This is a genomic window from Algoriphagus vanfongensis DSM 17529, assembly GCF_000429465.1.
Lineage (GTDB): Bacteria > Bacteroidota > Bacteroidia > Cytophagales > Cyclobacteriaceae > Algoriphagus > Algoriphagus vanfongensis.
Map to the genome: position 1 here is coordinate 53,486 of NZ_AUBX01000010.1, position 21,237 is coordinate 74,722.

Annotated in this window: 15 protein-coding genes; all 15 read right to left on the bottom strand. The window is 42.2% G+C overall.

The window, feature by feature from the left end; genetic code table 11:
- Window positions 1–368: 368 nt before the first annotated feature.
- The 15 genes from G460_RS0105425 to G460_RS0105490 all read right to left on the bottom strand — a co-directional run bounded on the left by G460_RS0105425 (window position 369) and on the right by G460_RS0105490 (window position 21,232).
- Window positions 369–1,799 (bottom strand): type III PLP-dependent enzyme domain-containing protein, encoded by a 1,431-nt coding sequence (locus tag G460_RS0105425; RefSeq protein ID WP_084421162.1) that lies wholly within the window; start codon window positions 1,797–1,799, stop codon window positions 369–371.
- A 102-nt stretch (window positions 1,800–1,901) separates the two neighbouring features.
- On the bottom strand, window positions 1,902–3,707 hold the full coding sequence (locus G460_RS0105430) for an FAD/NAD(P)-binding protein (RefSeq protein ID WP_026954407.1): 1,806 nt from the start codon (window positions 3,705–3,707) through the stop codon (window positions 1,902–1,904).
- Window positions 3,704–4,690: a 2,3-diaminopropionate biosynthesis protein SbnA gene (sbnA, locus tag G460_RS0105435; RefSeq protein WP_026954408.1), complete on the bottom strand. Its 987-nt coding sequence runs from the start codon at window positions 4,688–4,690 to the stop codon at window positions 3,704–3,706. Before sbnA ends, G460_RS0105430 begins: the two co-directional genes overlap by 4 nt.
- 190 nt (window positions 4,691–4,880) lie before the next feature.
- Window positions 4,881–6,359: a cryptochrome/photolyase family protein gene (locus G460_RS0105440; RefSeq protein WP_026954409.1), complete on the bottom strand. Its 1,479-nt coding sequence runs from the start codon at window positions 6,357–6,359 to the stop codon at window positions 4,881–4,883.
- Between the two features lies 1 nt (window position 6,360).
- A complete protein-coding gene (locus G460_RS22845) occupies window positions 6,361–6,498 on the bottom strand; it encodes a DUF2256 domain-containing protein (RefSeq protein WP_084421164.1) in 138 nt (45 codons plus the stop codon).
- Window position 6,499: 1 nt separating this feature from the next.
- On the bottom strand, window positions 6,500–7,591 hold the full coding sequence (locus G460_RS0105445) for an FAD-binding domain-containing protein (protein ID WP_026954410.1): 1,092 nt from the start codon (window positions 7,589–7,591) through the stop codon (window positions 6,500–6,502).
- 348 nt (window positions 7,592–7,939) lie between these two features.
- Complete coding sequence (locus tag G460_RS0105450) at window positions 7,940–9,598, bottom strand: ribulokinase (protein WP_035464024.1); 1,659 nt, start codon at window positions 9,596–9,598, stop codon at window positions 7,940–7,942.
- A gap of 1 nt (window position 9,599) precedes the next feature.
- Window positions 9,600–11,093, bottom strand: a complete 1,494-nt coding sequence (locus G460_RS0105455) for a sodium:solute symporter family protein (protein WP_026954412.1) — start codon at window positions 11,091–11,093, stop codon at window positions 9,600–9,602.
- A gap of 47 nt (window positions 11,094–11,140) precedes the next feature.
- Complete coding sequence (locus G460_RS0105460; RefSeq protein WP_026954413.1) at window positions 11,141–12,082, bottom strand: dihydrodipicolinate synthase family protein; 942 nt, start codon at window positions 12,080–12,082, stop codon at window positions 11,141–11,143.
- Complete coding sequence (locus G460_RS21480; RefSeq protein ID WP_169817500.1) at window positions 12,083–13,438, bottom strand: DUF3748 domain-containing protein; 1,356 nt, start codon at window positions 13,436–13,438, stop codon at window positions 12,083–12,085.
- Window positions 13,439–13,551: 113 nt separating this feature from the next.
- A complete protein-coding gene (locus G460_RS21485) occupies window positions 13,552–15,516 on the bottom strand; it encodes an FG-GAP repeat domain-containing protein (RefSeq protein WP_035464026.1) in 1,965 nt (654 codons plus the stop codon).
- An 11-nt stretch (window positions 15,517–15,527) separates the two neighbouring features.
- A complete protein-coding gene (locus G460_RS0105475) occupies window positions 15,528–17,000 on the bottom strand; it encodes a sulfatase family protein (protein WP_035464028.1) in 1,473 nt (490 codons plus the stop codon).
- Window positions 17,001–17,025: 25 nt separating this feature from the next.
- Complete coding sequence (locus tag G460_RS0105480; RefSeq protein ID WP_026954415.1) at window positions 17,026–18,207, bottom strand: sialidase family protein; 1,182 nt, start codon at window positions 18,205–18,207, stop codon at window positions 17,026–17,028.
- A gap of 53 nt (window positions 18,208–18,260) precedes the next feature.
- Window positions 18,261–19,742 carry a sulfatase gene (locus G460_RS21490; protein WP_051315938.1) on the bottom strand — a complete coding sequence of 494 codons (1,482 nt, stop codon included), beginning with the start codon at window positions 19,740–19,742 and terminating at the stop codon, window positions 18,261–18,263.
- Between the two features lie 17 nt (window positions 19,743–19,759).
- On the bottom strand, window positions 19,760–21,232 hold the full coding sequence (locus G460_RS0105490) for a RagB/SusD family nutrient uptake outer membrane protein (RefSeq protein ID WP_026954416.1): 1,473 nt from the start codon (window positions 21,230–21,232) through the stop codon (window positions 19,760–19,762).
- Window positions 21,233–21,237: the final 5 nt, after the last annotated feature.

Genomic DNA, 21,237 nt, shown 5'->3' on the forward strand with positions numbered 1-21,237 from the left:
GGTTAAATTTGGTTTGGTTGTACTACTATATATCCAAGCACTATACCAGAGCCTGCTTCCGATCCCCCAAAAACCACAAAACACTGTTTTACAGTTAATTACATAAAATTCAAGCCTACGAAACTTGATTATTGAAAGCACATGGATTAGCAAGAGCGCCTCATTGTGAGGCTTAAATTTCACATCTTGTAGACTATCTTTTTCTTAGGATTAACAAGTAAAGTGGTGAATCCCCGCAAAGCGACTGATGATTTGCAAAAGGGCTTCCGACAATATTGGGTTTGCAAAAAAAAATCCGACGTAAAGTCGGAAAGGATATAAATGTGAAATAAGGATATAGCATGATTCAATGGATTGCCCTGTCAAGTCTACTTGTGGGCGAGACTGTCATCTTCCACAAAAGCATCTTGCTGCAAGCCTTTGCTTTCATCATAAATCAGATTGCTGGCAAGTGGAAATAAATGCGCGCTAGATTCAAAGAAATGCATCATATAGCCCGCTGTATTGGGGAACACTACCATATCGCCTACTTCTGGCAGCTGATGGAGCTCAATTTTTCGCTTCAAAATCACATCTCTCTCCAAGCAATAGGCTCCTGTAAAATACACTCCAACCGATTTTGAGTCAGATTGCTTCTCTCGATAGACCACCCAAGGATCCAGTAGAAAATCAGCACTACCACTCATGAGTTGGCTCATATTCATCTCCAAACCAATCAGCCAATCCCCTCGTGAATCTTTTTTTCGAAAAGCTACTTTGGCGACTGTCATGCCTGTTTGATCCAAAAGTGAGCGACCTGGCTCCAGCCTCAGCTCTATCCCTCGTTTGCTGATGGCATCTCCTATTCTTTCTCCTTTGGAGGTTTGATAAGAGAGGATATTTTGCAGAAACTTCCCTTTTGCACAAGTATTCCAGAAGGGATAAGTTTGGCGCTTTCCAACTACTTGATCATGCTCAAAGCGCAAACCCAAGCCATTATTGCCGAAGGTGATTGGAGGTATTTCTCCTTGTAAAGCCCTTGTCAACTGGCTCCAAAAAACCTCCCATTCCTGCTCATTTTCAAGATATTGAGTCAATAATCCTCCGCCTATATCTATAAATTCAGTTTTTAGTCCTTTTGCCTCCAAAACATCCACCACAGCCAAACAACTCTCCAGCGCTGCCCCTCTGTCATCCATACTGTAACCGTCCAAGTGAAAGTGAAGCCCTCTATATTCTAGTGAGTCATACCGAAGCAATGAATCATCCACAAATCTGATAAAATCAGAAATATCAAAGCCAAACCGGCTATACAACTTCTCTCCATTGGCACTTTGAAAACCGCTGAGACGAAAAGCTACCAAAGCTTTTTTATTTTGATCTTTGGCGATACGCTGTATTTGAGCACATTCATCTTCATTGTCAATGATGATCAGGCTGCCCTCTTTCACAGCTCTTCGGAGCAAGTTTTCATTTTTGATAGCAGCCGTGATGATGAGTTGATTTGCAGGGAGCCCCAGTTCCAAACACTGAATGTATTCTTCCAAACTAGCGGTATCAATCCCCATTCCTTCCTGATGTGCTTTCAGAACATAGGCCTGACATTTGTTTGCTTTTCGAGCAAAAAAAACCTGATACTTCAAACCAAAGCTTTCCAATACTTCCTGATACGATTGATAATTATCCTTCATGAGCGAAGGATTGATCAGATTAATCGGCGAGCCATAGTTTGCAACCAGATCATTCAATAAGTGAAAATCATCTTTGATCTGCTTCATCCATTGGGATGTAATTGGTGTAAGGCTAGGTAGTTTATTCATTGTCAGTAGTATCAGAGTTAAAGCTTAAGTGTGAACATCAAATTCATGAAAAGTGTCAGCAGGACTTTTGGACGAACTGGATCGACTCAAGTGTATCACCTTCTAAAGCAAGCTAGTCGCATTGACCGAAATACTTTCAGTAGGAATCCCATCCATCATTTTCAATTGATCACAAACATTCTTAGCCCAGTCATCTAGAAAATCATTCTTATCTCGAGATAGCGTGTCGTTGTCCAGTGTGATTCCCTCCGTTGGCGTTCCCATAAAAGTAATCTGAGAATTCACCTCTTCATTTGGATTGATCGGATGACCTTGGTGATTGATCCAAGGGCAGCCAGGTGAATAGGTATTTCCAAGACTGTCACTGTTTTGGAAGGGCACAATCAACCCATTTTGAATCATGTTTCCATACAATTCCCCCGGACAGCTAGCTATCTCATATCTGGGAACCTGTGCATGAATCATCCATTCACATTGCTTTTCCAGAGCTTCTCCAGTATTGCATGCAGAGTTTTTATCTTCATCCCATCCACGGGTCAAATCCAAAATTCCACACTCAGCGATTGCCTGTAATTTTTTCAGGTTGATTACCGGAGGACCATAAGAAACCCGATTGAACGCCCCGAAAAATTGTGTATCAAACAGCCGATGAGACTCCGGGTCAAGTCCTCCAAATCGATAAAGCACTCCAAAGTCAAAAGCTAACCTCCTCCATAGTGCCGCCACAGTAGCAAGGGCACTATTTCCGATCCCTTTTGCTGATTCCCGTAAGTAAATGGACAAAAGCTCAAATTGAGATTTGACTTCTCCCTCGCTCACAAAAGGCTCTTTCAAAAAGCGGATTAGATCAAACTTATTAAGCTGAGGGTGCCTCTCATGAAACTGATCAATCTGCCATTGCACTGCTTCAAAATCCTCATGATAGCTCAGGTGTTCTCCGCATGTTGAGAAAAGCACTGCATAATATTGCCATTTGTACTCCTGTTCTAGAAAGGGTAAAACTGTGGATTCAAAGCTAATTTTTAAGTTTTCCGCCTGTATTTCACGAAGTTTTTCAGAAGTACAATAATGTAGTATGAGTTCGCTTTCTCTAGCGCCGGGACTTTTTGGGAAAGGTACTAAGCCGGACCTGGAGAAAGGTGTAATTCTGAGAGGTTCATGACCCGAGGCCAGATATCTCCATTGCCCATCTTGCACGTCAAAAGTTCCGCCCCGCCCTTCTGTCAATGCCAACACAGCATCGATGAAAGTCAATCCCATCCCTTTTATCAACACTTGACTTCCTGATTTGACTGGTTGCAGACATTGCTCTACTGGATAAATTTCATGAATACTAGTAGCCGATTCATGTTTAGAATTGCTCTTTCCCCAAGGGTGGCCCGTTGTGATCAAGAGATTGTCGATATTTTCTACCTCCAAGGGGTAGCCATCCTTATTTCTATAACTTATTGAGTAAGTCTTATCAGTTTGCCTGATGTCTATCACTTCGCCTTGATGATAGGATAAGTTGATAGAAACTGGACAGGAATCCAGTAATTGATCAAACCCATCCAATAGGTATTCTCCTACTTTGGCTCTGGGTGAAATATCAGTATCTGAGCAAAATTCTGAATGAGTCTGAAGCCATTCTTCATATGTTTGAGGATGTGAGACTATGGGGCTTACTGAATAAGTAGGCCACATCGATATTTTGCTATTTTCATAATTCATCAGCAAATAAGCCGGCTGATTGGGATCATAATTGTCTCCAGTAGCAAAATTGGAGGTTTTGTTGAATAGGTGAATTTCTACCTGTTGGTCAAGGTCCAAATGCCTATAATGAGCTAATAAGCGCTCCAATCCATAGAGACCCTTTGGACCAAAACCTACGATAGCGATACGCAGCTTTATTTCCATTTTGGAAATCATAGAGCTAAAGCTTTCTCCTGATACAATTCACGCTCTACCCATTCGTCATTGTAAATGGTGTCCAAATATCTCTCTCCTCTGTCGCAGAGAATCATCGCTATAGTGGAATCATTGGGAATAAGGGGCAAATAGTTTTCCAAAGCAGCTACTACTGCTCCAGAAGAGCCTCCACACAACAAAGATTCTCTATCTAACAATTTCCTACATCCACGCACGCAGTCTCTATCGTCCACATGCACGACGTCAGCGATCAATTCAGGATTGAGAAACTGGGATTTTCTACTTGCTCCATGCCCAGGAATTTTTCTTTCTCCAGGAGCTGAACCAAAAATCACGCTTCCCATGGCATCCACCGCAACTACCTGAGTAGGCAATTCTTTCTCCTGGATGTACTGGATACAGCCCATCAGCGTACCACAGGTGCTCGTAGCAGCAAAAAGGAAATCAGGAGCTTCTCCCAATGCCATTTCTATTTCTTTCATAGTAGTGAGATGGGCTTCCGGATTTTGGCGATTGGCGTATTGATTGGTCCAAAAACAATTCTTTTCATGCCGCATGATTTCCTGCACCTTATCTAATCTCGCTTGCAAAAAACCACCCGGATTGGCAGGCTTTTCCACTCTATTGATATTGGCACCATATGCTTTCATAATTTGCACTGTCTGATTATTGACCATAGGATCGACGACTATCTCCAGTTTTAAATTGAAATAATTGCAGATTTGTGCCAGGCCGATCCCCATATTTCCAGAGCTAGATTCTACGACAGTATCGCCACTTTTCAGTTCTCCCGAATGGATGGCATGTGAGATCAATTGCATGGCTGTTCTATCCTTGATGCTCCCTCCAGGATTAAATGCCTCTAGCTTTCCATAGATAGCATGATCGTGTGGGAGAAATAATCTTTTCATTCGCATCAAAGGAGTGTTGCCAATAGTGTCCAAGATGGAAGTGGGCAGTTTGTCTAAAGCTGTAGAGATCATAAAAGGCTAATTAATAGTGGTTGCTGTATCTTCTTTCCAAAATCGAACCTGCTCAATCCACATCTCAGAAATTGAGCAAAAAAGGCTTTTAGGATCAATTGAGTGGGTTTTAAAAGTGAATGACTTCATAGGTCGCTGCTTTTATTGAGGATTTTTTTTCACCTTCAGTGGCATTTGACCACACTTATGTTTAGTTCAATTTTTTCAAGAAATTCTCAGCTTTTTCCAGATGGTCGTTCTTCTTCTTTTCGTCCATGCGGTTCAATGTGTGATACATCATACTAAGACGAGGGTTTGATTCGAAAAAAGACCGATGCTTACTGATGAATCGCCAAAAAAGCCCGTCCCAAATCTCTTCCCAATCTCCAGATGAGTAATCGCTCATCTTTCTGAGATAATTGGATGCTCCGATGTAAGGCTTGGTAGCGAACAAGCCTCCATCTGCAAACTGACTCATGCCGTATACATTGGGAACCATCACCCAATCATAGGCATCAATGAACAACTCCATAAACCATCGATAGACTTCATCCGGGTGGATTTCGCAGAGCAACATAAAATTGCCCAGAATCATCAATCGCTCTATGTGATGACAGTATCCAGTGGACATTACCTTCTTGATAGTATGGTCCACAGGCTCTATCCCCGTGGTCCCATCGTAAAAACTCCTGGGCATCTTCCGCGAAAACCCCCAAAAGTTATTGGTCCGAGAAAAGCTTCCTTTTACGAGGTACATACCCCTGATAAATTCCCTCCAGCCCAGCACCTGGCGAATAAATCCCTCCGTAGAATTGATCGGAACCTTGCTCTCCAATGCAAATCTTAGACTCTTGCTGATCACCTCCTCCGGTAGTAGCAGTCCCACATTGATCAAGGGCGAGAGCACACTGTGATTCAACCAGCTTTCATGCTTGACGATAGCATCCTCATAAGGTCCGAATTCATGAAATCTACTTTTCAAAAATTCGGTCAACCAATCCTCCGCTTGCTGATGATCAATCGGGTATAGCGGATCTTTGGTCAACTGACCTGGATTTGATTCAAAGTTGTTTTTGACGTAGGAAACTGCTTCTCTCCACTCTTCAGAGCTTGCAGGAAATTGGACCGTCGGTGCAGTTTTTCCCTTAGGGTATTTCTTTCGATTATCTTTATCATAGGTCCAGTCGCCTCCTACTGGGTTTTGATCTTCCTCCACTAGGATTTTGCGCTTCTTTCTTTGATTTTTATAGAAGGAGGTCTGAAAAAAAGATTTTTTATCTGCCTTGAAGTCCTTGGAAATATCCTTTTGCTGATTGATAAACGCAGGTGTCTCATGAACTTTCAGCTCAATAGAACCCGCCATTTTTCGAATTCTTTTTTCCAACCAATTGTCCACAGGATCCAAGCAATGAATTGCTGTGATGTTCCTGTTTTCTATTTCCCGATGAAAATTACGGATATCCGAAAGCTCATGACCTGATTCTATGTAGTGTACTTTCAAGCCTCGCTTCTCCAAATACTTCTGGTATGACTTCATCGAAGCCCGGTGAAAAGCGATCTTTTGACGATGAAAATCATACAGCCTAAAAAACAGAAATTCCTCTATCAGATAGCTGTCATTTCCATTCTCCAAAATAGGATTGGAAGCGAAGAGCTGATGAGGGAATATGAGATTTACAGATGTTTTCATGCTATTTATTTCTTCGGCAGCGCAGACTACAATAGGCTACTTCTTCCCAGTTTTTCTCCCACTTTTTTCTCCATGAAAATAGCCTTTTGCAGGTTTTGCATAGCTTGGTGGGCAAGTGATTTTTCTTTTTACCCTGCATACTACTGGAGCAATTCCTTTTTACTTTTTTTCCAGAAGGCAAAAAACGAAGGATAGTCACCCTGAACCGAACTCATCCATTCACGTGGCTCCTCCTTGCCCTTGTAAAGAGAATTAGTAGGGTGCTCTTTGTATATCAAATGCTCGCTCGAAACTATTGAATTCAACTCATCAAACTCCCCAACAAAAACCTGTATATCAGCGATGTTCGAAGAAAGATCCAAGAAGAAATCCAAGCATTTTTGACTGACTGGAAATTTCTCAAAAAAGGATGGCTCTAGTAATAAAACCCGCTGAAACTCCTCTCCACCATGCCAATAAGGGTCTAAATTGTAATAGTTATAGATCAAGGTGGGAGCATCTTTTAACGTGTTTGTACTCGCATATGGCAAGCTCATCCTTGCCTCCAGAGGTTTGACTTCTTTCAAAATATCCGGGACCTCCATCCTCTCAAAATCCGCATAGGGTACATCTAAAAATGTCCCTTTCTGATCAGATGAGAAATACTTATTGATATTATCCTGATTGGCCACATATTTTTTGGAAGAATTGGTTCCAGCCACCCATTGCCAACTCAAGTGATTGCTCCCGAGATCCCCATCTAGCAGGAGAGAATACATCCAACGGGCAGGCTGGAGCCAATGGGATTGAGCTATATTGCAGCAGATTGCAGCTACATACATGCGCATGTGATTGTGCATATAGCCTGTTTCATACAGTTCCTTAATCGCTTGATCTACAGCTTCAATTCCCGTTTTAGCTTCTATGACTGCTTTTGGAATACTTAGATTAGCAACAGGGCTTTGGGAGCTTTTTAGGTCTTGAAAAATTTCATCCTTTTTGTGGAGCCATACTTGCTGCCAATAGTCTCTCCAAGCCAATTCTTGTATCAACTTTTCAGTATGGGAAGGGGGAAGATTTAAGGAATAAATATGCAATAACACTTGCCTCGTCGATATCACTCCTCTGGAAATATAAGGGCTGAGGTAGGTGACTGCGCCAGCTTTGTAATTGCGGCTAGCAGAATACGCCGCAGGTTGAATTCCCCTGATCCTCTCTTCGATTTGATTGATCTTCGTTGGAAATCCTTTCATCTCAAGCAAACGAAAAGTAAAGGAATCGATCCCCTTTCAGCACTTTTCAAAGTGGCTGAGCAATGTCTAGATTTCAAGTAGTTAGTTTCCTGGCTTTTCATACCCCAAACAAATTCACTTTTTCGGATTTCTAATTTCACACCTTATCAAAGTGGAATTGAAGTGAAATTGTTTAAGATGACAGTGATACTATCACCACTTTCTGAAAATGAAAATCCGCAATTCTAAAAATCACAGCCTTTCACTGTCAACCATGCGGCGGCTATCAAAAAAGAATTAAAATTTGACGATCAAAAGCTTACCCAACGAACCATCTTTGAAGAATGACTTCAAAAGAATGATTTCAAACTATTGTAAGCATTCAGAAAAGTCTCCTAGTTTGAGATAGGTCTGATATTTCTCATTATAATACTTGAGGAATTGCTCTTGAGGAAGATATGTTTTTTCAAACCCAGGCGCCATTCTTGAAATTGCCTCTTCCAATGAATCATATATACCTGCGGCCACGGCTGCATAGATCGCAGCTCCCAAAGCTGGAGTTTGGTCTGATGAAGAAATTTTAATGGGACTTTGAAGGACATCGGCCATAGTTTGCATCACCAGCTCTGATTTTTTGGCGACACCTCCCACAGCGATCACCTCATCTATCCGCACGCCTTGTTCTTCAAAACGCTCACTGATCCTGCGAGAGCCAAAGCACAAGGCTTCCACCAATGCTTTGAAAATGTGGGCAGCAGAAGTCCCCATCCCTATATTCATCATTCCGCCTTTCAAGGATTCATCCACATCAGGAGAGCGTCTACCATTGATCCAGTCCAGCGCTATGAGATCATTCTCAGTGGTTGGCAGATTGGAAGCCTTTTCAGATAATTCTATCAAAAGCGATTGCGAAATTTCTCCTATCAAATCAGATTTTTGTGCTTCGGAAAGTGAGCTATTCTTTTGGATCAAATCCAACAGAGGTGCGGCTACCATCGAACTAAACCATGCTAGTATATCCCCAAAACCCGCTTGCCCTGCTTCTAAGCCTATCCAACCTGGAACCACCGACCCGTTTACTTGACCGCAGATTCCGGGCACCAAGCGACTTTCCATATCCTTTGCGGAGGCTATTAAGATATCACAAGTGGACGTCCCCACTACTTTGACGAGCGTATTTTCCGTGATTCCGGCACCTACAGCTCCCGCATGTGCATCGATTGTCCCCACGGCCACCAAAGTCTCCTCAGATAGTCCCAGTTTTCTTGCCCATACTTTACTGATTTTACCAGCAGCCTCGACTGACGTGTAAGTTGATTCAAACAAGCGATCCCGTATTCCTCTGAGAGATTCATCCAGTTGCACTAAGAAATCATCAGAGGGAAGTCCATTCCAGCTTTGATGCCATAGTGCCTTGTGTCCTGCCGCGCATCTTGATCGTTTGACGAGAGCTGGAGGTAACCCTGTCAGTACTCCCGTGATGTAATCACAATGCTCCATCCAAGTGTAGGCCCCTGCAGCTACACTTTTATCCTTCCTGTGAATAGAAAGAATTTTGGCCCAAAACCACTCAGAAGAATACAAGCCTCCCGAAAACTTTGTAAAATCCTCACCTCCCCAGTTTTTAGCAAATGCTGTGATCTCGTTAGCCTCTGCAATGGCTGTATGATCTTTCCAAAGTAGCATCATTGCATTTGGGTTCCCCTCAAAATCAGGCTCCAAAGCCAAGGAAGCACCTTGCTCATTGACCGCCATAGGTGATGAACCAGTAGTATCTACACAAATTGCCTTAATCAGATCTACCTTCACTTCCGACTTGCGGACTACCTCGGAAAGGGTAGCCTCTAGTCCTTCTAGATGATCTAAAGGGTGTTGTCTAAACTGATTGATCGCAGGCTCACAATAAAGCCCCTTTTTCCAACGAGGATAGGCGAAGACAGAAGAGCTCAAGACGTTACCCTTCACAGTATCCACCAAAACAGCTCTGACTGAATCTGTACCATAGTCCAGTCCGATTACATAGCTCATCTTATTGATTGGTTTGTTTGGAAAAAAATCCTGTCAAGAGAAAGCCAACCACAAAAATGGTCAAGGTTCCCATGACAATCGTCAAGTTTGCGTGCAGTGTGTTTTGATACGCTTCAAGGGCTGTGCCCTGCCAGACTACTGGAGAAAGACTCATCCATCCTATCACCACTACCCCACAGATTACGCCTATTGCAGCTGCTTTGCTGCTTGTTTTGGGGATGATGAATCCCAATAAAAACAAGCCCAATATTCCCCCACTAAAAATGGAAGATAAGGCCCACCAAGCATCTAAGGCGCTGGTCACTCCATTAAAAGCGAGCGCCACCACAATACTGATCAATCCCATCACAAAAGAAGCAGCCAAAAGAACCTTCATAGACTCACGCTCTTTCGCATGAGGCCTGATATATTTTCTGTAATGATCAGAAAGAAATACAGTCGCAGAACTATTGATACTCGTGGACACAGTACTCATCCCTGCAGCGAAGATCGAGGCAATCAAAATCCCGGTAACTCCCTGCGGTAGGCCAGAAACGATGAAATAAGGAAATACTTTGTCGGCATTTTCTGCCAAGTGCAGTTCCGCCGGTAATAGGTCTGGGTAAGCTTGATAGTACGAGTACAACGCCGTGCCAATGAAAAAGAAGAGCAAAGAAACCGGAACATAAAGCAAACTTCCCAACCAAGTAGATTTCACTGCTTCTTTTTGGTTTTTAGCAGAAATATAGCGCTGAATGTAACTTTGATCTATCCCGAAATTCTGAAGATTTATAAACAAGCCGTACACAAGAATCAGCCAAAAAGTGGATTCTACGAAGTTAAAATCAAAACTACCCAAGCTGAACTTATCAGCCTCAGCTGCAATAGAAAACACCTCAGAAGGTCCATTGGGCATAGAGAATAGAATCACCACCACACAGAGCAAAGCTCCTCCGATCAGCACAATACCTTGAATTGCATCAGTCCAAATCACAGCTTCTATCCCTCCCAACATGGCGTAAACCATCACACTGATGCCTGTGCAGACAATGATAGTGGGAATACTCCAGCCAAATAATGCATTCATCGGCAGAGCCAACAAGTACATGATAGCCCCCATCCTAGCCAACTGGGTCAAGAGATAACAAACCGAAGCATAGATCCTTGCCCAAGCACCAAATCTAGTTTCCAAATAGTAATAGGCAGACTCACTCTGTAGCCGTCTATACAAGGGGACAAAATACTTGACCGCAATCCAAGCTGCCAAAGGAATGGAAAGACTAAAAACAAACCCATTCCAGTTGGAGAGATAGGCATTGCCAGGAAGCGCAAGAAAACTGATACTGCTTACAAAAGTCGCGAAAATGGACATGCCTATTGCCCAACTGGGAAGCCTCCCCCCTCCCGTGGTATAGTCTGAGGCAGTTCGTTTTCTAAAGGAAAATGAAATTCCGAAGAGCACGATTCCGGCCATGTAAATCAAAAAGATAACTAAATCAAAAACAGGTAAATCCATTTATTAAAGGTTAAAAGGGTATAATGGGTCAATAGGTAACTCTAGAACTAAACTTCAATTTGCTCTTGGCTGAGGACCAAAGCCTCCACTTTTTTCTTCAACAATTCTACTTCCTCTTCTTTGAAAGGGAAGAGCGGAGGTAGAAAATTAGCCTGACACAATCCCTTCAAGGAAAGAGCTGTTTTCAATCCTTTTAGGTAGCTGGACTTGTAGCCTCCCAGTTGATAGATCTGCTGTCCCAGATTCATCACTTGTGCCTGATATTTTTGAATCCGGTCAAAATCCCGATTCGCTGCGGCCTCATACAGTTTCACATACAGACTCGGAAAAAGATTTGCTCCTCCACATACGCCTCCATGACTTCCCATCAATACCGTTTCGGCCATCATCTCCTCAGGGCCTACCATCAGCACAAAATCTTTGTTTTCTCTAAATGCATGACAAAGAGACTGAAAATAAACTCCATTGGCTGAGCTATCCTTTAGACCGATCACATTGGGATGGGCGGAAAGCCTCATCACAGTGGAGACCTCCAGCACCAACTTGGTATGGGACGGCATATTGTATAAATATAAAGGAAGTGAAACCGATCCAGCTAATTGCCAGAAATAATCGTGCAGCTCATCCTGATCGATATTCATATAAAATGGCGGGGCAGCGACTACGGCATCGGCTCCACTCTCAGTCGCTACCTTTGCCAAGGAGACACTTTCCTCAATGGATACATCGGTGATCCCTACCAACACCGGCACTCTTCCCTGAACCAGTTTACAGGTTTCTTGGATCAGTTCTCTTCTGGTGTGATAACTCAATTGGGAAAATTCTCCGGTTGTCCCTAAAATAAAAATTCCATGTACGCCGCCTTCAATGAGGTGATCAATTAAAATTTTCACACTATCGAGATCCAGCGAGCCGTCAAGATTCAATGGAGTCACCATAGGTGGGACAATCCCTCTTAGGGGTTGTAGAGCGCGTTTTGTAGCTGTCATTTATCTGTTTTTAAACGATTTGGATAGGTCTAAGAAAAAAACCTGATAATAGGATTCATCGGAGGCTCCTACTTTCCGGTTGTAAGCGAGTTGATAGCCCGAATTGGACCAATTGATATTACTGAGTTGTGTTTGTGATGATTTAGCTTCTAGGATCAAATGGGTAATTCCCTTAGACACGTCTGTGATATATATATTTTCTGAAGCTCCATAGGCCAGATATTTTCCATCAAAACTGAGTGCAAAGGAGGTTTCTGGAGAAAATGAATTGAAAGTAACCTGCTTGATTTCTCCACCAGTGGGAGCTATGGAAAATACCTGAACAATTCCATGGATGTCTCTTTTGTAAAAGTAAATAGCACTCCCATCCGGAGAGGATCTTAGCCATTGTCTTGGGCCAAACACTCCTGGATATTTACTTTCAGATGTATAGGTCAGCCTTCTCTGTTTGATGGTTGGAGGAATGGAAGGCAAGTGAGTCTTACTTCCTCCATCCAAGTATTTTTCGATTTCCTGAGCCGTATTAGGTAGATCACTGATAAATACTTCAGTAACCAATTCCCCAGCTTCATTCACCACATCTCCCAAATAGGCCACGGCTCTTTGCTGGGAATTACCATTGCTTTTTCGATAGCCGGTCACTCCTACCCAGCATTCTTCATAGGCTTTTTTGATCTCATCGGATCCAGCTTTCGGCTGTGGCGTAACTTCTGCTATTAAGAATGCCAAGCTAGTCCCTTGGAAATTTGCGGCATCAGTGGTTCCCTGCAACTTTGCATGATTTCCATTCCAAAAGACACCTACGGTCCGTAAATCCTGAATTGTAGAATCTTGAGTGGCTTGGTGCGCCAGTACTTCATCATTGTACGTGTAGCTTATCCAATGCCCATCTGCGCTATAGGAATAGGCATGAGATCCGCCCCGAAGGCTTCCCGGGGTATAAGGCTCTACCACGTCTCGAGTCTCGAGAGGAGTAGCCTTCCCAGAATCCAAGTTCAGCTCCATCCCAAACCTTCTGATCAGATCATAGGGTTTGTTCTGATTGGCATCTTTCAAACCATGGATAAAAACAATCTTCTGCTCGGAAGGATGAAAACTGACAGCTCCTACTCCTGGCCCAAACTGACTTTGATTATCCAAGTGATAGACCGTCTTCAGTTCCTTCTTCTTGATATCCAAAACCTGAATAAAAGCATTCTCCCCAATCTTGCTGTCATCGTTTCTGTTGTCCAACACCAGAAGTCGATCATCTGGAGAAAATGCCTGTCTTTGGTTCAAAAAGTGCCCTTTTGCCTCATTGGTCAATTGGAGTTCTTCGATTTCCAAAAGTGTATTTGAATCAGATTCAGTATTCATATTAGTTTCTTTTGACTGGCAAGCGCCTGTAACCAGTTGTAATCCTAGACCAAGGAGAATCAAACAAATCCCATTGGCTGTTGAGTTTGCTGAGCTATGCTTAGAATGAAAAGTCATCTAGCAAAATGATAGAAATGCCCATCTTCTGCTCCAACAAGGATTTCTGGCACCCCATCCTTGTTCCAATCCACGAACGTCGGGCTAGTGGTATGGCCTGCCAATATTCTTTCTCCTATCGGACCTCGATGAGCAAAAATCACTTTGTCGGTACTTTGGGACGTATTCTCAAACCAACTGACATTGACACTATTGACTAGAAGATCCAAATCTCCGTCTCCATCCCAATCGACTATTGAAATCTTCCTTCTTCCACTTCCACCTGCCTCGGCATTATTTAGTTGAAGTGGGCCTCCCTCTTCATTTACAGCTTGATCTTTATTTGTAAAAACGGATGCATTTTCACCATAAAAGATTTTTCTACCCGGTAAAATGGCATGCTCATTGCCAACCTCTACTCCCTCAAAAAAGGATAAATAGCCCTCATGATCCAACATGACCAGATCCATAAGTCCATCTTCATTCCAATCAATGGCGTAAGGAGTCGTGCGCCATTGGCTGACTAATTCATCTGATTCGGACTTCCACCAGTTCCAAGCGGGTGAGGTCACTGGGCTATTTCCACGTTGCATCTTGATAGGACGAGGAGTTTCCAGACCAGCTTCGGTATTTCTGATCCATTCCACTTTTCCCCAAATAGAATTGAAAACAATGTCCTTCAAACCATCACCATCCCAATCCGCTACTGAAAGTGTCGTATATCCCCATTTGGCCTCAGCAGGGCCTTGAATAGATCCATTAGGTCCGGCTTGAATCCGAATAGTCTTGCCATTTTCTTTTAATAGTTGAGGTTCGGACCAACTTGGGATTTCTCCTCCCAAGTTCTCAATAAATGCAAAGTATCCTGCGGAATTACCCGTGATCAAATCCTCGTCTCCGTCATTGTCCCAATCTACACTTACGGGAGTAGCCAAGGCTCCAAATTTCAAATTATCTGACTGCTGTCGAAAGTAATCTGGCGAGTCAAAAACCGGCACTCCCCTTTCTATCTTTCCCGAATTCCTGATCCAAGCCACCCTGCCATCTTCATCTCCCACTATCAGATCCACATGACCGTCTCTATCCCAATCAAGTGCTATTGGAATTATCATTTCGAGGTCCATTTTGATCAGACCAGAAGAATTTTCAAGGAAAACACCTTTTTTATACTCGGGTTTCTCCCGTGTCCCTATATTTTCAAAATAAGTCAAGCGATCCAAAAACTCCCCGCATATCAAATCGAGATCTCCATCCCCATCAAAATCTGCAAAATTGGGTGATGGTGCACCATAAACATCCAACACTTCTCCTCCCGCCTCAAGCTTTCCTTTATTGATATAAGTTTCTCCCTGGTTTTCTAGTAAAAACACGAAACCATGAAGCGGTCCATTGACCCATTCCCCTTGCTCATTGAAAGCATTGTCCCAGCCATAGTCCGCCCAATCATCAATTCCCACAGCTATATCTAAATCTCCATCTCCATCATAATCCACCATTTTCCATTGATTGAAGCGAACCTTTTCAAATTGATTTTTGATTTCATCCGCATCATAGAGTTCTTTGGTTTGCTCACCCAATTCACTTTTGAAATTGGTCAATTCAGCTCCTGGCACAGTGACAAAAACCCCTTGGTCTGTATGGGAGATTTGGACGTTTTTGATGGCATCCCCTATTCTGACAGGCGGCGCGAAATCAGGAAAGTCCTCTCCACTTGTATTTTCAAAGAAGTAGAGGCCATTGAAAGGTTTGTCAGGACAAGACACCAACATATCCATGTCTCCGTCCCCGTCGTAATCCATAGGCAGTGGCCAGGCCCATAAGCCCACCCCCAAAAAGGAAGTTGCAGCATCATTATTATACTTTACTAGTTGGAAGTCACTGGAAGCGGAACCTGCATCTGACTCAATTTTTTCTTCTTCCTTGACACAGGAAGTCATGAAAATAGAAGCGGCTAGAGAAAATATAATGGATTTATTTTTCATTGAAGTACTATTTATTTGTTAGATAAATGGCTAAGTAAAGGGTCCTCGATCTCCTTCATCTTTTGCAAAATCTTATTGGTAAGCTCTGATATAATTTGTTGTGTTTCGGGAGAATTATTATGAATCAGATTATTTCTTTCTTCCGCATCCCCCTCTAAATAATAGAGCTCATCTCGAGAGGGATCATGAAAATCCTTCACCAATTTCCACTGATCAGTCCTATAGGCCCTCATTAGAGCGGTGCTATAGTTCATCATGCTATATTCAGCATATAGGTCGTTATCCCAATTAGCAATAGGCTGTCTTTTCAAGATCGGAACTATGCTTCTACCGCGAAGGATTTTATGGCTAGGCACATCGGTATTAGTCATATCCAGCACGGTCGGGTACCAATCCAAATTGGTGAAGGTCTCAATTATTCGTGTACCTGGTTTAATAACTCCTAGCCATCTAATGATAACCGGCACTCTTAAAGATTGATCATATAGATTTGGCCTAGAGTTTTTAGCTAAGTTTTCGGTAGCGGGATGGACTGTTTTTGTAATCCAGTATCCATTTCCCTTATGCTCTATCCCATTATGCCCCATGCTGTAGCCATGATCAGAAGTAAAAATCACAATTGTGTTTTTTTCCAATCCCAGCTCCTTAAGCTTTGCCATTAACCTACCTACATTTCTATCTACCCCAGAAACACTTGCCATATACTCCTTCATTTTGGATTTTACTTTTTCGGTGTCCAAATCAGGATAATCAGGATGCGGGACCTTCATCTCCAAGTGTTCGTAAGTTTGCCAATCTTCCTTTGCTACAGGGAGCCACTTCCCATGTGGAGATCTATAGTGAAGACTGAGAAAAAATGGTCCTAGTTTGTGCTTTTCAAGAAAGCTTACTGCTCTATCAGTTAAAATATCCACTGTAAGCCCTTCCATTTCTTTGACCGAACCATCTTCTTCCAAATTGGGATTTTCAGGAGATTCTCCACCTCCCGTAAGGCCCATAAAATATTCATATCCATGATTGGTGGGATGATACACCTTATCAGAGCCAGATTCTGTCCAGTCCCCCAAATGCCATTTACCAATCAGTCCTGTATGGTATCCTTCTGCAGACAAGACTTCCGGGAAAGTTAAACTTTCAGGATCCAAACCTATTGGCATGGATAAATCATATAATGTATGACCAGGCTGAGGAATAAAATCCAAAATTCCATATTCCGAGGCATACTGTCCTGTCATTAAAGACACTCTGGACGGACTGCAAACTGGAGTGGTCACAAAAGCATTTTCAAAAAACGCTCCTTGTTCAGCCAATTTGTCCAAATTAGCAGAGAAAGCTTGGTCATTTCCAGAAACTCCTAGAGTCCAAAAAGCTTGGTCATCAGTATAAATGAAAAGAATATTGGGCCTATTTAATTGTGCATGGGACTCCCAACAGACACAAGTCAAGAGCAAAAAGCTGAATAAAATTGATTGTATACCTCTCATATCATAGATCAACTAGAAAATCAAGTCATAGTAGTTTCCTGAATTTTTTGATCCGATGAAAAGTAAGGAAGTTGGCATCATGATTATTCCTAGCTCCTCCTATACCATCGTCATATGCTGTTCTGGAAACAAACAAGATATCTTTCCCTTCAAAAAGAAAATCTACATATTGAAAGCCATGTTTTTTTACATCCTCATGTTGTAGCAATATCTTTTCTAGTGTCCAGTTTTTCAGGTCTTTGGAAGAGAATAAAGCTTGAGTATTCCGAATACCAGCGGGATTGTTACCTTCATTTTTACTTTTGACTTCTTCTGGAATATGATTGGCGATAGTCCAATAATGCTGACTTAAACTATCGTAAAGGATCGTGAATTTCTTACTTCCTCCATCAAAGGGAACAAAGCCATTCGATTCTTGAAAAGTAGCAATCTTTCCATCTGAAGAAATTTTTACCATTGCGGCTTTTTCATCCAAAGTGGACCGATCGTCAACCCGAAGAATATCCCAAAGAGTCTCATCTGGCCCCACGACTGCATTTCCTTCTAACCATCCTCCAAAATTGCCATCCAGATAGGTAGAATCGTAAAATAAAGTATTGCTCTTTGTCCAGGAGTCCGCCTCTAGCAAATCTGCGTCCACCGGGGCAGAAAGCATCATTGCTCCATACCTTTTTCCCCATTGCCTTATTGGTCCCATAGCACTTTCCATTGCTCTCCAAAGTCTACCGTTCCATTCAATGATGGGCATTGGCGCACAATGATATTCCCCTTCCAGTAATAATCCATTGTTTTGATCCGATGGCTCTGTCCATGAAGCTCCGCCGTCCAATGACCTTCTTATGATCGTGTTGCCATGATGACGATCCGTACCTAATAGATACACTGCTTGTTTATGTACAAACAATTTTGACCAAAAAGCCCCATTGATCGTTGCAATTTGTCTCCACGACTTTCCTTTATCTGTGGATTTATAGATCAGGGAGGTAGCTTGCACATGCTCGTTTGATTCGGGTCCAAATAAATCATGAGATGCTAAATAATCTCCATTAGGGAGGATGGCAATGCTCGGTGAACCAATATACTTTCCGCTAGATTGAGGACTATAACCTATGATCGTTCCGGGTACTTTTGAATAATCAATGGTCTGGGCCTGTATAATCGTATGAATGAGGATAAACAGGGCGCTAGATAGTTTTAAGTATTTCATTTAGTTATTTTGGTATTTGTTGGGCAATTAGGGCTTTGGATTCTAGCAATAGGCTACTCGAGACTTTTCTTTGGTATTCTAGCTTTCACCTTCACCATATATTCTCTAAAATCGTGAGTCATTCTTTTCGTTATTTTTGGCCATTCCTTACTCAAATCTTTAGATTCAGACGAGTCCATACTCAAATCGTACAGTTCCACTGATTCGGTTTCGTAAAAATAAAGCAGTTTATAATCCCCTTGTCTCCAAGCCGAATGGGGTACAGTCTGAGATTTATACCGATCATTTACTCCTATGGATTTAGGCACTTCATAGAACTCATCACCCTCTGGATGGTAATAGGGAAAATGCCAACTCAGACTCCTTTCGGGCCAATCCACGCTACAATCAAATAGTAGGGGGACTATTGTGATACCTTCCCAAGATTCCAATCGATCAGGTGAAGAAGAAAGGTCCATGAAAGTTGGCATAAAATCGATTTGAGAGATGAGGTGGGAGTTCACTGTTCCAGGAGCTATTTTTCCTTTCCAAGATGCTATCATTGGGACTCGGATCCCCCCCTCATAAAGATTCCATTTACTTCCTCTTAACCCACCGTTATTTGCTATTTCAGGATTCCCTCCATTGTCAGAAGTGAATATAACTAGAGTTTCTTCCTCTAATCCTGACTCCTCTAGCTGGTTTAAAACCCGACCTACAAAATGGTCCATCAATTCCACATTCACAGCGTAATGAATTATTTCATCTGGGGTATCACTCGGATATTTAGCCTTATACTTATTGAAAATCCAAGGAATTTTCTTTTTTAATGGTGTGTGAACAAAGTAAAAGCTTGACAACAGAAAAAAGGGAGTAGTATGATTCAATGCTAAAAACTCCCTTGTTTTTTCAGTTAGTTCATCTTCAGGGTACATACCATCCCCCACAGGTAATTGTTGGGTCCTGTCGTAAGGATGTGTTCCAAATGTTTCCACTGCCCAATCAAAACCTTGTTGCACCGGTCCATGAGTTTTGCTCCACCCTTTGTAGACCTCGTTATGTGCTGCTACATGCCACTTGCCAACTATGCCTGTTGTATACCCTTGGCTTTTTAATGCTTCGGCAATGGTTATTTCATCTAGAGGTAGGTTTAAACTATAGGGAGGAGATATCAAACTTTTCCCTTCAAACTTTCCTAGCCACTCAGGGTCATCCCATTGAAAGCTATCCTGCGGATATTTTGTTACAAACTCAAAACCTAATTGGGCTGTACTTTTTCCAGTTAACATAGCTGCTCTGGAGGGAGAGCATAAAGGTGCCGCAGCATAGGCTTGAGTAAATTTCAGTCCTGAGCCTGCTAATCGATCTAGGTTTGGAGTTTCAATCAAATGGTTGCCATAGGGCCCAATATCACCATAGCCTAGATCATCTACATAAATTAACAGAATATTTGGGGGATCAGAATCAGGGTATACCCAATTCCGTGCTTGAGAAGGCTGCCAACTAAGAATATGAAAAACAGTCCCAAACAAAATCCCCCATCCCAATCTATCCATTGGATTATTTTTTTTGATTAGTAACCTTCATTTTGAACTAAAAGCGGGTTAGCATCCATAGTTGCGAAGGGGATAGGATACCGAACATGATGTGGCTTTGCATTGGTGATCCCTCTTTCCAATGCATTAGAAATCAATTTATCCATTCTAATAAGATCCAGCCTCCTTTTACCTTCTGAGTAAAATTCCCAGCCTCTCTCCTTCAAAATATGGTCCCTGAGTGCATCCTTTGATGAAAATTGTGACAGTAGTACGTCTTCCAATCCTGCTCTTTCTCTTACTTCATTGATTAAATCCAAGGCTTCTTGAGTTGGACCGGCCAATTCATTTAATGCTTCTGCCCTACTAAGCAAAATATCAGCATAACGAATTTCAGGTATATCATTTCCAAAGGAGGCATTAATACCTTCTGGGTCGGGCCAATATTTAAAAGACCTTGTATTATCTATGTCATCCAAAAGGCTGATGAGCTGGCCGTCTGAATTAATATATTCCGTCAAAATCAAATCTTTCCTTTTGTCAGCAGCCTCGAAAGAATAATAGAATTGATCTCTCAACCGAAATTCATTTGGCCAATTTCTCCAAGCATTTGAAAATTCTAAGCCAGTTCTTGGATCTTTTGCAAACCCTTCGGGAAAGGCTGTATTCATCCAGGAATTAGATGCTCTTCGGTCAGCACTTGTTTTAGCAGGCCGCACCCAAATCAATTCTTGATTTTGCTCGTTTTCAACTTTAAAGAGATCCTCATAAACTGGAAATAATGAAAAATTCCAAGTATTAATAATCGAACCTGCCATATCTGCAGACTTTTGCCATTGTTTGGAATTGAGATAATGAATGACAAGCCAGCCTTGCGCAGCTGCTTTATGGGCTCTCCCAAAAGCCACTTCACTGCCAGGATCTGGCAACTGAGGGATAGAAGCAATCAACTCTGATTCAATAAATGATAATATCTCTTCTTCAGATGCTCTGGCTAACTGCAATTCTTGCGTTGTAGATGTCCTCAATGGCACCGGTCCAAACTTAAAATACAATTTCAAATAACATGTGGCCCTTAAAAATCTTGCTTCAGCTTCATACAGCAGTTTATCTGAATCACCAGCCTCCAAATCATCTAATGATTCCAATACTTGATTGGCATTTCTAATTGCCCTGTAAGGATAGTCCCAGTTTTCTCCCTGCAGAAGACCCACCGTCGGGTCCCATGTATAATTGATATACTGAAGTGCTGTAGCGTGTACTCCATCCCCTGTCTGATAGGCGATATCGGTAATCCATTCATCAGCGGCAAATGTATAGATAGAATTATTGGACACCATATTCGATGCTGATGCATAGGTAGCTCCCAGCAATGACTCTATACCTTCCTTTGTTTTCAGGAAATTATCCGGTGCCAACTGAGAGTAAGGCTTTTCCTCCAAATAACCATCACAACTCAGAAGGGTGAAGGAAAGGAGACATACTTGTATAATTTTTATAAGAGTTTTCATGATGA

Coding starts and splice junctions, on each gene's coding strand:
- G460_RS22845 (WP_084421164.1), bottom strand. CDS start 6,498: ATGCAGGGTAAAAAGAAAAATCACTTGCCCACCAAGCTATGCAAAACC.
- G460_RS0105450 (WP_035464024.1), bottom strand. CDS start 9,598: ATGAGCTATGTAATCGGACTGGACTATGGTACAGATTCAGTCAGAGCT.
- G460_RS21485 (WP_035464026.1), bottom strand. CDS start 15,516: ATGAAAAATAAATCCATTATATTTTCTCTAGCCGCTTCTATTTTCATG.
- G460_RS0105445 (WP_026954410.1), bottom strand. CDS start 7,591: ATGAAAGGATTTCCAACGAAGATCAATCAAATCGAAGAGAGGATCAGG.
- G460_RS0105460 (WP_026954413.1), bottom strand. CDS start 12,082: ATGACAGCTACAAAACGCGCTCTACAACCCCTAAGAGGGATTGTCCCA.
- G460_RS0105455 (WP_026954412.1), bottom strand. CDS start 11,093: ATGGATTTACCTGTTTTTGATTTAGTTATCTTTTTGATTTACATGGCC.
- G460_RS0105475 (WP_035464028.1), bottom strand. CDS start 17,000: ATGAGAGGTATACAATCAATTTTATTCAGCTTTTTGCTCTTGACTTGT.
- G460_RS0105480 (WP_026954415.1), bottom strand. CDS start 18,207: ATGAAATACTTAAAACTATCTAGCGCCCTGTTTATCCTCATTCATACG.
- G460_RS21480 (WP_169817500.1), bottom strand. CDS start 13,438: ATGAATACTGAATCTGATTCAAATACACTTTTGGAAATCGAAGAACTC.
- G460_RS21490 (WP_051315938.1), bottom strand. CDS start 19,742: ATGGATAGATTGGGATGGGGGATTTTGTTTGGGACTGTTTTTCATATT.
- G460_RS0105440 (WP_026954409.1), bottom strand. CDS start 6,359: ATGAAAACATCTGTAAATCTCATATTCCCTCATCAGCTCTTCGCTTCC.
- G460_RS0105430 (WP_026954407.1), bottom strand. CDS start 3,707: ATGATTTCCAAAATGGAAATAAAGCTGCGTATCGCTATCGTAGGTTTT.
- sbnA (WP_026954408.1), bottom strand. CDS start 4,690: ATGATCTCTACAGCTTTAGACAAACTGCCCACTTCCATCTTGGACACT.
- G460_RS0105490 (WP_026954416.1), bottom strand. CDS start 21,232: ATGAAAACTCTTATAAAAATTATACAAGTATGTCTCCTTTCCTTCACC.
- G460_RS0105425 (WP_084421162.1), bottom strand. CDS start 1,799: ATGAATAAACTACCTAGCCTTACACCAATTACATCCCAATGGATGAAG.